The following is a 13,703-nucleotide window of genomic DNA, read 5'->3' as shown; positions in this document are numbered from 1 at the left end:
CTACTGGGTGAGTGCGGAGAGGATCAATCGGACGTGTCCTATTCTTTGAAGAAATTTAAAGAAATTTGATGTTGCGGATCGCCGTTTAGTTGCAATGCCAACGATGGAAGGTGGGGCTACAGGACGGAATTTTCGGCAGGACATGGCCTTCGCGAGCCGTTTTTCTGGTGACGTAGGCATACTTGTATTGGCCCGGCGAGGTGATGCGCGCGCTCAGCGTGCCGTGGATCCGCGGCCATTTTTCTTCATGCAGCGGCAGCCGGAAACGCCGGTCGGACGGGATCGCCTTGTAGGTGTTGCGGTAGGCCTGGTGCCGTCTCCGGGATCGATCAGGAACGTCGCGTCCTTGCCGAGATAGTCGGCCCGGTCAAGCGGCAAGGGGTGCGTCAGCAGGATGGTGACGGTATAGGGCTCACCCATGCGCTCCACCGCTTCGAATGACACCACCGACAGGTCGGCGGCGCTGGCCGTGCCGGGCACCTCAAGGAAGTAAGCCTGGCGCCCGGTCAATCCCTTGAACGGCGCACTGCCGTATGTCCTCCGTTGTTCATCCGGATCCGTCATGGTTTCCGCTCCGTTGTCGGCGTGATCGATGCTGACGCAGGACTTTAAACGTCTTTTTATATGCCATAAATACCTTATATGCCGTTTTTTAAATTTAACATTTATTTAACATAAATTCGTACTGGTCCTATATCCATCGAATGGGTATCCATGCTACTAATTGCGCCGGATTGCCTTACTGATCGTTATCGAAAGAATTAGAAAACGTTTAAATCAGATATAAGAAAGGAGCAAGCGATGGCWGAGAGYTTCCAGAACGAAGTGCCCAAGGCACGGGTCAATATCAAGCTCGACCTGCATACGGGGGGCGCGCAGAAGAAGGTTGAACTGCCGCTCAAGCTGCTGGTGATGGGCGACTACAGCAACGGTCAGGACACGCGGGCGCTTGCCGAGCGTGAGAAGGTGTCCATCAACAAGAACAACTTCAATTCGGTCCTCGCCGATTTCAACCCGAAGGCACGGATCGCCGTCGAGAACACGCTGGTCGGCGACGGCACGGAACTGCCGGTTGATCTGGACTTCCGCGCGATGGACGACTTCAAGCCGGAAGTCGTCGCCGGGAAGGTGCCCGAGTTGCGCGCGCTGATGGCCGCCCGCAATCTGCTGCGCGACCTGAAGTCGAACCTGCTCGACAACGCGATGTTCCGCCGCGAACTGGAAAAGATCCTCAAGGACCCGGCCTTGTCCGAGCGCCTGCGCGCCGATCTGCAGAAGATCGGCGAGGCCGCGCCGGCTTCCCCGTCCGTCCAATAAGCGCCGTTCCCTGAGGAGTGAACCCCATGACCAAGCATGAGATCGCCGCACGCGGCAATAGCGAAGCAGATACCGTTGTCCTGGACTCGCCGGGCAAGAGCGTCTACGAATCCCTGTGCGAGAAGATCAACCTGACGCCGGTCAAGTCCACGCGTCCGGTGGAGTCCTTCCAGAGCGCCGATGCGCTCTCCGAATCGTCGCTGGATGAACGCGTCGCCCAGGCGATAAGCGTGTTCCTGAAGATGATCCAGGACTCGTCGCAGCAGGTGGACCGTCTTGACAAGAGCTTGCTCGATTTCCATATCGAGCACCTCGACCAGCAGATCAGCCGCCAGCTGGACGCGATCATGCACAACGAGACGTTCCAGCAGATCGAATCGGCCTGGCGCGGCCTCAAGTTCCTCGTTGATCGCACCGACTTCCGCAAGAATGTCAAGATCGAAGTGCTGGATGTCTCGAAAGACGCGTTGCGACAGGATTTCGAGGACACGCCCGAGGTCATCCAGAGCGGCCTGTACCTGCACACCTACATCCAGGAGTACGACACGCCGGGTGGCGAGCCGATTGGCTCGATCATCTCGAACTACGCGTTCGACCGCGGCCCGCAGGATATCGCGCTGCTGCGCAACATCTCCAAGGTCTCCGCAGCGGCGCATATGCCGTTCATCGGCTCGGTCTCGCCGGCCTTCTTCGGCAAGGAATCGATGGAAGAGGTGGCCAGCATCCGCGACATCGGCAACTACTTCGATCGCGCCGAGTACTTGAAGTGGAAGAGCTTCCGCGAGTCGGACGATGCCCGCTATATCGGCCTGACGCTGCCGAATTTCCTGGCGCGGCTGCCCTATGGCCCGGAAACCGTGCCGGTACGCGCCTTCAACTACACCGAGGCGGTCAAGGGCCCGGATCACACCCGCTACCTGTGGGCCAACGCCTCGTTCGCGTTCGCCGCGAACATGGTGCAGAGCTTCATCAAGAACGGCTGGTGCGTACAGATTCGTGGTCCGCAGGCCGGCGGCCTGGTCGAGGACCTGCCGATCCACCTGTATGACCTGGGCACAGGCAACCAGGCCAAGATCCCGACCGAGGTGCTGATCCCGGAAACGCGCGAGTTCGAGTTCGCCAATCTGGGTTTCATCCCGCTGTCCTATTACAAGAATCATGACTTCGCGTGCTTTTTCTCCGCCCACTCTGCCCAGAAGCCGACGCTCTACGACACCAAGGAAGCCACCGCCAACAGCCGCATCAATGCGCGCCTGCCGTATATCTTCCTGCTCTCGCGTATTGCCCACTACCTGAAGCTGATTCAGCGCGAGAACATCGGTACCACCAAGGACCGCCGCCTGCTGGAGCTGGAGCTGAACACCTGGGTCAAGACGCTCGTGACCGAGATGACCGATCCGGGCGATGAACTGCAGGCTTCCCATCCGCTGCGGGAGGCCAAGGTGGTCGTCGAGGATATCGAGGACAACCCGGGTTTCTTCCGCATCAAGCTTTTCATCGTGCCGCACTTCCAGATTGAAGGCATGGACATCAATTTGTCGCTCGTTTCGCAGATGCCGAAAGCGAAGAACTGACCGGCAACTGTGAGTGTCGACGTAGCGCTGACATGACGTAGCGCCGCCGCACGCTGGCTCGACAGCCAGCGTGCGGCGCTCCCATGCGGAAAGGGCCTTTCCACGTACCAGCCGATCACGATGAAGATAACAAGACCGCTGTGGGCACAGGGAATTTTCATGACCCCGCAGCATTTCCAGCAACAGGCGCAATGGGACCGGTATGCCGACGAGCACGTCGCGCGCCTTGCCAGCCCCGATCCGTGGGGCACTGTGCGCGTTGCCCTTGACCAGCAGGCCCTGTCCGTTCACCGTCTGGTGGTCAGTTCGCTGGCCCTCCGGCTGCCGGACGGAACGGTGATCGATACCGAGACGGCAGACCGCACGCCCGCGGCACGGGATCTGGCCGACGTGCCGGCGCACATCGACGCGGTGGTCGTGGGGATCGGCCTGCCGCTGATCGATGCGCAAGGCGGCAACTGCATTGAAGCCGGGGAACGGCCCGCCCGGCCGCGCCGCTTCGTGCGCGAATATCTGGAAGTCGCCGACCTGCATGGGGAAGGCAAGGAGGAGATCAGCGTTGAGCGGCATGCGCTGGCGCTGATGTTCGATTTCGAATCGCACGATGACTATGTGACCTGCCCGGTCGCTCGGCTGGTGCGGACGTCCCAGGGGCGCTTCGAGGCCGATCCGGCCTTTGTGCCGCCCTGCCTTTTCCTGTCGGCAAGCGAGCGGCTCACCGGCCGCATGAAGCGGCTCTCCGAAATACTCAGCGCCAAGAGCGCGAGCCTGTCGGTGCGCCGCCGCGAACGATCCGACCAGATCGCCGATTACGCCGTTGCCGATGTGGCGTTGTTCTGGCTGCTGCACAGCGTCAACAGTACGTGGCCGGAACTGGCTCGCCTGTGCGCCGTGCCGCAGCAGCATCCCGAGCGGCTCTACGGCATCCTTGCCCGTCTGGCCGGATCGCTGCTGACGTTTTCCACCACGGAGACCCTGCAGGCCATCCCGCCTTACGACCACCTCGCGCCGGAGCCCGTGTTCGAGGAACTGGAGTCGCTGATTCGTACCCTGCTCGACACGGTGATCCCGTCACGGGTGGTACCCGTTGCGCTGGAACGCCTACGGCCCACCGTCTGGGTCGGCAAGATCCTCGACGAGCGCCTGGTCGAAGGCGCCGAATACTACCTGTCCGTCCAGGCGGGACTTCCCGCTCACGCGCTGCTCGAACAGTTGCCGCGCCTGTGCAAGGCGGGCGCGCCTGACGAGGTGGAGCAGATCGTCAACTCCGCGCTGCCCGGCATCCCGCTGCGCGCGATGTCGCGCGTGCCTGCAGCCATCCCCGTGCGCATCGAGAACCAGTATTTTGCGCTTGATAGCGCGCACCCGGCGTTCAGGCGCATGCTGGCCGCGCGCGCCTGTCAGTTCTACGTTCCTGCGTCGCTGCCGGACGTATCACTTGAACTCTACGCGGTTTTGCCTGCATGACGAACTCCATCTCGATTTTGCCGCTCGCCTTGCGCGACACGGCCCTGACCGTCACCGCGCTCGCTGATGACGATCAGCCTACTGGCTTCGAAGCATTCCGCGCGAAATGCGACGAACAGGTTTCCCGTCTGCGCGAAGAATTCCTGGCGGCCGGCCAGCCCGCCGATGTCGTCGAGGATGCCATCTATGCGCAATGTGCTTTGCTTGACGAAGTCGCGCTGGGCAGGCTGCCCGAAAAAGATCGCGACGCGTGGGAACGCGAGCCCCTGCAGGTGCAGGAGTTCCAGAGTCACGATGCCGGGGAAGCGCTCATCGCTCGCATCGAGCGGCGCCTGGGTGAGGCGCGGCCAGTGCTGCCGCTGCTCGCCGTTTTCCACGCGGTATTGGGGCTGGGTTTCCAGGGCAGGTTCGCGCTGGAGGGCGCCGGCGCACGTGTCGCGCTGATGCACGCTATCGATGAACGCCTGGATCGTGCCGGATGGCTTAAGTCGGATGGCCCGGTGCTGGTGACAGACGGCAACGCGCGCCGATGGCGGGGTCATCTGACGCCGCTCGCCTGGGTGGTGAGCGCCTGCGCCGGCACCGGCCTCGTCTACCTTGCGCTGGACCGGTGGCTGGCCACCGCGATCGCCCGGCTCGTCGGCTGAAAGGGTATTCGTGACCGGCTACCCCTACCGCACGCTCTTCGGCTGGATCGCAGTGCTCGCGCTGGCCTGGCTGGCGTTCAGCTCGCCATGGCCGGCGACATGGAACCTCCTGTTCGCTGCCTTCACGATCGGGCTGGCGCTTCTGGCGATCATTGTTGCCACGCGCCGGGTGCGCGCACGGCAGCGCGCCGCGCAGCCGGTGCTGCAAGCCATCGATGCGTCGCTGGATGGGCTGCCCCATGGCATCCGGCGCAATACACCGCTGGTATTGGCGATTGGGGACGCATCGGGCGCTCCGCCGCTGGCATTCGGCGAGGATCTGGTCCGAATCACGGACGCGGCGATCTGGGTGCGCGTCGATGACCCGACCCGGCTTGCACATGTGGCTGACGCCCTCAAGCGCTGGCGCGAAGGGCAGGGTCCGGATGCCATCGCCTACCTGATCGGCGCCGACCAGGCCCGCGACGCGGCCGTGCTGAACGCCGGGCTTCGGCGTTGGCGCTCGGCCATCGGCGAGGCCAGCGGTGGGGTTGGCTACGACCTGCCGGTCTGCGTTGCCGTGTACGCGGAAGAAGTCACCCGAAGCAACGGTGCCCCGGACGATTGCCCCTGGTTCGGCATCTCCGGCGCCGAAGTGATGCAAGGCGATACGCTGCCCGCCCAGATTGCCGCACGCGTCCTGCTTCACGCGCGGGCCGCGCTGCCGACGGATCGCGAGGCCCGCATGCACCGCGCCGCACGGCTCGATGCCCTGGCGCGCTGGGCGTGTGGCGCCTTGCTCCCTGCGCTGCTCGATAGCCAGCGCGGCAGCCATCGGGTGCACGTTGCAGCGTTCGGCGTGACCGCCACCGAGGGCAGCCCTGCCGCGGATTCGTTGTATGCCCGCTTCATCGAGCAAGCGACCGCGCTTGCCCGCATCGCCAGGGATGGCCGCCGTGCACGCTACCCGCTGCCGGAACCCCTGATCCGGGGAATCGCCCGGCAGCCCGTGCGTCGGGCGCTACCGAGCGCCATTGCCCACGCCTTTGCCTGGCTCGCRCTGGCCTTCTGCGCGGCCGCCGCGGCCTCCGCCTGGCAGAACCGTGCCCTGGTGGCGCGCGTCGTGGGCGATATGGCGCGCTATCGCGCCATCGGACCGGAGCATGACGCCGCCCGGGTCGATGCACTGCAGGCCATCAAGCGCGATCGCGACGAACTCGATCAATACGAACGCGTTGGCATACCGCCGCGCCTTGGCCTGGGCTTCTATCGTGGCGCCGGGCTGCTGGCGCCGCTCAATGCCCTGATCGCCGCGTATCGACCGCCGGCACCGCCGCCATCGACCATCGAACTGGACAGCCTGTCGCTCTTCAGGAGCGGMAGCGCGGCTCTCAACCCCGGCTCGAATCGCGTGCTGATCGGCGCGCTGGAGATGATCAAGGCTCACCCGGACAAGCGCGTGCTGGTGGCCGGGCACACCGATACCGTAGGCAATCCTGGCAGCAACCTCAAGCTCTCCGAGGCCCGTGCGGCGTCAGTGCGCGACTGGCTGGCCGACGCGGCCGGCTTGCCGCCGACCCAGTTCGCGATTCAAGGCTATGGCGATACCCGTCCCAAAGCCGCCAACGACACCGAAGCGGGGCGTGCCGCCAACCGACGTGTCGAGATCACGCTCATCCCTGATTGCCGCGACGGCGATCGTGCCAATCGGGCAACTTTGGGCCATCCGGCCTGTTCATTCCAGTAGAAGGAGAAAGAAGAAATGGCAATTCCCGCATACATGTGGATCATGGACGATGGCGGCGCCGATATCAAAGGCTCGGTCACGGTCAATAGCCGCGAGGGCAGCGTCGAGGTGGTCGCCTTCGATCACGCCGTCAGTATTCCCACGGATTCCAACACCGGCAAGCTGACTGGCACGCGCGTGCACAAGCCGGTCGTCTTTACCAAGGAAACCGATGCCTCGACGCCGTATCTGTACAAGGCGGTCACCAGCGGCCAGACCCTGAAGTCGGTCGAGATCAAGTGGTACAAGATCGAYGACGCCGGCAAGGARAARGAGTACTTCAACACCAAGCTCGARAACGTSAAGGTGGTCGGCGTCACGCCGAAGATGCTGGATATCAAGAATCCGGCCTTTGAGAAGCACAACCACCTCGAAGACATCGAGCTGCGTTACGAAAAAATCACCTGGTCGTACAAGGACGGCAACATCATCCACGCCGACAGCTGGAACGAGCGCTCCTAATACGCGCCTGGCCGGCGTCCACCGCCGGCCTGCCATCTCGCGCGGACCCGGTGCAGGGGGCCGCGCACTTCCTTCTTCACCCCGCGTCCCGCTTCTTTTCCATGACCACCCGCGACCTCTCCCCGTTTCTGCGTCGTCTCAACGACCATTGCGCCCGTGCCCTGACCGACGCCGCCCGCCTGTGCGAAACACGCGCCCACCGGGACATCGAGGTCGAACACTGGCTGATCAAGCTGCTGGAGTTGGGCGACGGCGATCTGCTGGCGATCTTGCGGCGCTATGAACTCGATGTGGACGGCATCTGGAACGGGCTGCTCGCCGCCATCGACCGGCTGCCGCATGACCTGCGCGGCAAGCCTGGCCTGTCACAACGCCTCGGCCAGTGGCTGGAGGCCGCATGGATGCGCGCATCGCTCGAAGCCCCGGCGCCCGGAGAGTCCACGTCGATCCGCTCCGCGCACCTGCTGGCCGCGCTGGCCGAAACGCCACACCTGCTGCGGGCGCCCGGCGCCTGGGCGCTGTTGAGCGTATCCGCCATCCAGATCGAGCGGCTGATGCATGAACTCGACAACATCTCGACCGAGGCAGCCGCTCCCGACGCTGGCGAGCCGGCCAGGCCGGCTCCCGGCCCGCTGTCGCCGGCGCCGGTCACTCCCACCCCGACCAGGCCGATGCCCGGTCAGGCCGATACATCGGCGCTGGCCCGCTTCACGACCGACATCACCCGGAAGGCCCGGGACGGCAAGATCGATCCGGTATTTGGCCGCGACGTCGAGATTCGCCAGATGGTCGACATCCTGGCGCGGCGCCGCAAGAACAACCCGATCCTGGTTGGCGAACCTGGTGTGGGCAAGACTGCGCTGGTCGAAGGCCTTGCGCTCAAAATCGCGGAAGGGGATGTCCCGGCTGTCATACAGAACGTCAGCGTGCTGACGCTGGACCTGGGCCTTCTGCAGGCCGGGGCCGGCGTCAAGGGGGAGTTCGAGCAACGCCTCAAGAACGTGATCGAGGCCGTGCAGCAATCGCCGACACCCGTGCTGCTATTCATCGACGAAGCCCACACGCTGATCGGTGCGGGCAACACCGCAGGCGGTGCCGATGCCGCCAACCTGCTAAAGCCCGCCCTGGCGCGCGGCGAGCTGCGCACGATCGCGGCGACGACGTGGTCCGAATACAAGCAGTACTTCGAGCGCGACGCCGCGCTGGAGCGGCGCTTCCAGATGGTCAAGGTCGATGAGCCCGACGACGATGGCGCTTGCCTGATGCTGCGCGGCCTGAAGGAACGGTATGCGCAGCACCATGGCGTGCACATCACCGATGCCGCCATCGGCGCCGCCGTGCGGCTGTCGCGCCGCTATCTGACCGGACGCCAACTGCCGGACAAGGCCGTCGATCTGCTCGATACCGCCGCCGCCCGCGTGCGCATGAGCCTGGAGGCCACACCGGTGGCCATCTCCTCCCGCGAGGCGGAACGCGCGGCGCTGGAGGTCGAGCGGACTGCCTTGCTGCAGGACCAAGGGGCCATCGGCGCGGATGTCGGCAAACGACTGGCGGCCATCGATGCCCGGCTCGCTGCGCTCGCCATTGAGCTCGAACAGTTTGAGCGCGCCTTTGCCGAACAGAAGGGGGCCGCCGAGACACTGATCGAATTGCGTGCGCAATGGCAAACCACTGCCGACGAGTCTGCACGGCGGGATCTGACGCCATCGATCCAGGCTGCCTACGAGATGCTGACCAAGCACGGTCAGGCCGCGCTGATCCATGCGGAAGTGGACGAGACCGCCATTGCACAGGTGATTGCCGATTGGACAGGGGTTCCCGTCGACAGCCTGCTGTCCAGCGAGCTGGCCACTTTGCTGGCGCTGGAAAGGCGCTTGGGGCACATCGTGGTTGGCCAGGATGAGGCGCTAGCCGCCCTCAGCAAGAGCTTGCGGGCCGCCAAGGCGGGACTCAAATCCGAGGAGGCGCCGCTGGGCGTGTTCCTGCTGGCGGGGCCTTCGGGGGTGGGCAAGACCGAAACGGCGCGCGCGTTGGCCGACCTGATGTTCGGTGGCGAGCGTTCGCTTGTCACCATCAACCTGTCCGAATACCAGGAAGCCCACACCGTCTCGCAGCTGAAGGGTTCGCCGCCGGGCTATGTCGGCTACGGGGAAGGCGGTGTCCTGACCGAGGCGGTCCGCCAGCGGCCCTACAGCGTCATCCTGCTCGACGAGGTCGAGAAAGCGCACCGTGACGTACTGAATTTGTTCTACCAGGTATTCGATCGCGGCTTCATGCGCGACGGCGAAGGCCGGGTGATCGACTTCCGCAATACCGTCATCCTGATGACCTCGAATCTCGGAAGCGAGCAGATTCTGGCGGCAGCCGACGCCGCCGCCGCGGCCGGCGTCGAGCTCGCCACCGGGACGCTGATGGAGGCGATTCGCCCGATGCTGATCGACCACTTCCAGCCGGCACTGCTGGCACGCTTCCAGACCATTGCCTACCGCCCGCTGTCGGCCGACGCCATGGCATTGATCGTGCGGATGAAGCTCGGCAAGGTGGCTGACCGCATCGCGCGCCGCTTTGGCGTGCCACTGCGGTGCGACGACACGCTGGTGGCCGAGCTGGTGCGGGCCTGCCTGTTGCCCGATTCCGGCGCCCGCAATATCGACAGTCTGCTCGATCAGCAGATCCTGCCGGTACTGTCGCGTGAGCTGCTGGTGCGCATGTCGGACCAGCAGGCACCGGCATCGATTCGCCTGTCGTTCTCCGGGGACGACGGTATTGGCCTGGACTTCGAGGAGCCGGCAACGACAACCGGGGTGGACGCGTGACACGGAGCGGGCCGGGCCTCTTTGAAGCGGTGACGGGATACTTTGCGAATGGCGTGGCCGTCGACGATTTCGATGTGGCGACGCAGACGTTCCTGTCCGTGCAGGACAACATCCAGCGCATCCTCAATAGCCGTCGCGGCAGCCTGGCGCATTTGCCGGATTATGGGCTTGGCGATCTGTCCAGGATCTACCGGCATCTACCCGCGTCAGCGCACACGCTAAAGCGCGAAATCGAAACGAYGCTGCTGCGCTACGAGCCGAGGCTGAAATCCATCGGCATCGCGATCGAAGAGACCGAACCGGGCATGCTTCTCAGCTTTACCATGAGTTGTCAACTGCATCAGGCCGGGCTGGTGCGATTCGGCACCCACTTCACGCCCGATGGACAGACGCGCCTCAAGCTGCTGAAGGCCGAACGTGACCGTGAGTGACCTAGCCACACCGGCCTGTCATGGAGGAATCATGAAAAACACGCCTGGACATCGCTACGGCTCTCGATCCGGGCGTTGATGCGTCCAGGAGGGCTTGACCAAGGAGCAAATGGCCTGGGTGTTTGACACGGCACTGCGAAGCTTGAAGCGATTTTGGTAGGATGCAGGCCTTTCCATCGACGGTGTGCCAGTGTGTTGCGCCGGAATGTGACTCCGATGTTGCTTGCTTCATGAACCTGGCCCAGATCAAGACCCACGCCGCCGAGCGGCTTGCCCGCCTGCGGCGCCCTACGCGGCGCGGTGTCCTCAAGACGCTGGCTGCCGTGCCGGCGCTGTTCCTGCTGTATGTGCTGGTGTTGATCCCGTTCACGCCGGGCATCAGCGATATCCGCAAGGCCAAGTCGGACCAGCCCGCGCAAGTGCTCTCGGCGGACGGCAAGGAACTGGCGGTGTTCAAATGGGCCAACCGCGACTGGGTCCGGCTGGCCGACATCTCGCCCAATGTGACGACAGCGCTGATCGCCACCGAGGATCACCGCTTCTACCAGCACTTCGGCCTGGACTGGCGGCGCATGGGGTCGGCAGCGCTACATACCTTTTCCGGCAACCGGCAGGGTGGTTCCACCATTACCCAGCAGCTTGCCCGCAATCTCTACCCCGATGAGATCGGCCGCGCGCCCACGCTCACGCGCAAGCTCAAGGAAGCCATTACCGCGCTGAAGATCGAGGCACTCTATACCAAGGACGAGATCCTCGAGACCTATCTCAACACGGTGCCGTTCCTGTACAACGCGTACGGCATCGAGATGGCGGCGCGTACTTACTTCGACAAATCCGCCGGCAAGCTGGACGTACTGGAGAGCGCCACGCTGATCGGCATGCTCAAGGGCAACAGCTACTACAACCCGGTCATCAATCCCGAGCGTGCCGTGCAGCGGCGCAATACCGTGTTGGCGCAGATGGTCAAGTACGAGAAGCTGGATCCTGCCAAGTACGAGGCGCTGAAGAAGCGGCCGCTGCGTATCGATTTCGAGCGCCAGACCGAGCCGCCGGGCCCCGCGCCGCACTTCGCGCAGCAACTGCGCAAATGGCTGATCACCTGGGCGGACCGCAACGACTACAACATCTACACCGACGGGCTGGTGGTACGCACCACCATCGATTCGCGCCTGCAGGCGATGGCCAACCAGGCCGTGGCGCGCCAGGGCAACCAGTTGCAGGGCATAGCGAATGCAGCGTGGGCGCCGCGCTCGGGCTGGGCTGCCAACAAGGAGCTGGTGCAGGCCTTCGTGCGCGAGACGCCGGAGTACCGGGCGGCGCGGGAATCCGGGCTGACCCCCGAGGCAGTCATGAAGCAGTTGCTGGCCGACGGTGTCTTCATGCAGGCGCTGCGGCAGTCGAAGACCCGCATCCAGGCCGGTTTCCTCGCGCTGGACCCGCGCAGCGGCGAGATCAAGGCCTGGGTCGGCAGCCGCGATTTCAGCCAGGATGCCTTCGACCACGTGCAGCAGGCACAGCGCCAGCCGGGCTCCACGTTCAAGCCGTTTGTCTATGGCGCGGCGTTTGAGCAAGGCGCCAGTCCCGACGATACCTTCGTCGACCAGGCGGTGGAGATCCCCCTGGCCGGCGGCGAGGTCTGGCGGCCTTCCGACGATGGCCCCCCGAGCGGGCGCGCCATGAGCCTGCGCGACGGCCTGGTGTATTCCAAGAACACGATCACCGCGCAGTTGATGCAGAGTGTGGGCCCGGCCAAGGTGGCCAGGCTGGCCCGCGCCATGGGCGTGCGTGGTGGGCGACTTCTTCCAGCGTTCGCTCCGGGCCCGCGTGATCGACCCGAACGTCCGCTTTGTGAAGCACGAAGAGACCGGCTTGTTCGAGGCGCTGGGCTGGACCATACGCGGCTGGTACCAGCGCTTCTTCGGGACGGCCTCGAAGCCTGAAGCCCCGCCCGCGCCCAGGCGCCCGGCACACTCGGCGCAGGCGCCGGAGCCGGCGCCTGCGATGGAGGCCAGCGCGGCGGCACCGCCAGCGGCCTTGCCGCCCGGTGGCGCCAGCGCGCCCTTGGGGCGGGAATTTGCGGATGCCGTGCCGGGGCCGGTATCCGCAAGTTCACCGGTGAGTGCGCCTGTCGATGCCTTGACAGGCGCGCCGCGTGTGCGGGACATGCCGGCAGCCGGCGCTTCCACGTCCGCGCAGGATGCAGCCCTGGCGCCAGCAAGTGAAGGCAATGTGCCGTGACGCCAGGCATAGCGATCCGCGCCGGTTTATCTTGTTGCCGGCGCCTGGTCCGTGCCGCCAGTCGGCTGCTTGCAGGCAAGCCGATGAAGGTGCGGCGCAGTGCCGGCAAGCGCGCCCGGACTTGTCAATCCGGCACCGCGCGCGTACCGTTGCGGGTCACATCGCTTACCATAGCGGTTTGACTGGCGGTATCCCTGTAAAGCGATCCGGCCGGCCTGGCCGCTGAGTTCCCGCAATGCAAGGCGCGGGAACTGGCGCTAGTATGCCAGCCGTGTGACAGCTTTCCTGCCGGTGGACCTTTTTCCAGATGAACAACAATCCAAAGAATTCTCGCGGCGAGCCTCCCGCTCCACGTACCTGGGACGCCCGTCTGGCGCGCGCGCTTGTGCGCCCGCTCAAGGACTCCTGGATCACCCCTAACCACCTGACCACGTTGCGGCTGCTGATTGGCCTGGCCGGTGTTGCCTGCCTGATGCAGGGCGGATATGCGTGGACGAATTACGGGGCCCTGCTGATCGTGATCTCCAACTTCGTTGACCATACGGACGGCGAGTTGGCGAGAATTAGCGGAAAATCAAGCAAGATAGGCCATTTTTATGACCTGGCGAGCGATGCCCTGATTACGGTGCTGCTGTTCGTCGGCATGGGCGTGGCGATTTCGGACGAGGCCGCCAACGGGGTGCTGTCGCCGGTGCTGCTAGGCACGCTGGCTGGCGTAGYGGTGGCGCTGATCTTCTTTCTTCGCATGCGTATCGAAGAGCGCGTGGGGAAAAGCGGGACGAAGCAGGCCTCCGCGGGGGGATTCGAGACCGAAGACGTGCTTTACCTGCTCCCGCTGGTGACGCTGACCAGCGGCATCGCGCCGTTCCTGACGGCGGCGTCGATCGGCGCGCCGCTGTTCGCGGCATGGGTCGTCTTCGACTACTGGCGCGTCATGCGGCGCCCCCGGCCGGTCACGGCTCCGACTTCGACGAAGATCTGAGGAA

Annotated in this window: 9 protein-coding genes and 2 pseudogenes; 10 read left to right on the top strand and 1 reads right to left on the bottom strand. The window is 64.5% G+C overall.

All coding sequences use genetic code 11. The annotated features are described in order from the left end of the window. Positions 1-303 precede the first annotated feature (303 nt). Positions 304-564, bottom strand: a pseudogene (locus AC1DKD_RS05735) (type VI secretion system tip protein VgrG); the annotation flags it as partial. A gap of 237 nt (positions 565-801) precedes the next feature. On the opposite strand from AC1DKD_RS05735, the gene tssB reads away from it, so the two are divergent. The 10 genes and pseudogenes from tssB (at position 802) to AC1DKD_RS05685 (ending at position 13,699) form a co-directional block, all read left to right on the top strand. After that, the gene (gene tssB / locus AC1DKD_RS05730) at positions 802-1,317 is read left to right on the top strand and encodes a type VI secretion system contractile sheath small subunit (protein WP_441627713.1); all 516 of its coding nucleotides are present in this window, start codon (positions 802-804) and stop codon (positions 1,315-1,317) included. Positions 1,318-1,343: 26 nt separating this feature from the next. Next, entirely contained in the window at positions 1,344-2,891 is a 1,548-nt protein-coding gene (gene tssC, locus AC1DKD_RS05725; RefSeq protein WP_441627711.1) for a type VI secretion system contractile sheath large subunit, read from the top strand. 120 nt (positions 2,892-3,011) lie between these two features. After that, a complete protein-coding gene (gene tssK / locus AC1DKD_RS05720; protein WP_477102716.1) occupies positions 3,012-4,358 on the top strand; it encodes a type VI secretion system baseplate subunit TssK in 1,347 nt (448 codons plus the stop codon). Next, positions 4,355-5,005: a DotU family type IV/VI secretion system protein gene (locus AC1DKD_RS05715; protein WP_441627707.1), complete on the top strand. Its 651-nt coding sequence runs from the start codon at positions 4,355-4,357 to the stop codon at positions 5,003-5,005. The genes tssK and AC1DKD_RS05715 overlap by 4 nt, the downstream gene beginning before the upstream one ends. 10 nt (positions 5,006-5,015) lie before the next feature. Then, a complete protein-coding gene (locus AC1DKD_RS05710; RefSeq protein ID WP_441627705.1) occupies positions 5,016-6,731 on the top strand; it encodes an OmpA family protein in 1,716 nt (571 codons plus the stop codon). Between the two features lie 15 nt (positions 6,732-6,746). Beyond that, entirely contained in the window at positions 6,747-7,232 is a 486-nt protein-coding gene (locus AC1DKD_RS05705; protein WP_477143064.1) for an Hcp family type VI secretion system effector, read from the top strand. Positions 7,233-7,333: 101 nt separating this feature from the next. Then, on the top strand, positions 7,334-10,048 hold the full coding sequence (gene tssH / locus AC1DKD_RS05700; protein WP_477102713.1) for a type VI secretion system ATPase TssH: 2,715 nt from the start codon (positions 7,334-7,336) through the stop codon (positions 10,046-10,048). Further along, entirely contained in the window at positions 10,045-10,479 is a 435-nt protein-coding gene (gene tssE, locus AC1DKD_RS05695) for a type VI secretion system baseplate subunit TssE (protein ID WP_477143063.1), read from the top strand. The genes tssH and tssE overlap by 4 nt, the downstream gene beginning before the upstream one ends. Positions 10,480-10,709: 230 nt before the next feature. Beyond that, positions 10,710-12,299, top strand: a pseudogene (locus AC1DKD_RS05690) (transglycosylase domain-containing protein); the annotation flags it as partial. A gap of 725 nt (positions 12,300-13,024) precedes the next feature. Next, a complete protein-coding gene (locus AC1DKD_RS05685; protein WP_477143062.1) occupies positions 13,025-13,699 on the top strand; it encodes a CDP-alcohol phosphatidyltransferase family protein in 675 nt (224 codons plus the stop codon). The last annotated feature ends 4 nt before the right edge of the window (positions 13,700-13,703 follow it).

The sequence above is a fragment of the Cupriavidus sp. 05T313 genome (assembly GCF_056396665.1).
Note: the sequence above shows the minus strand (reverse complement) of the source record. Positions and strands in the feature narration are given on the sequence as shown.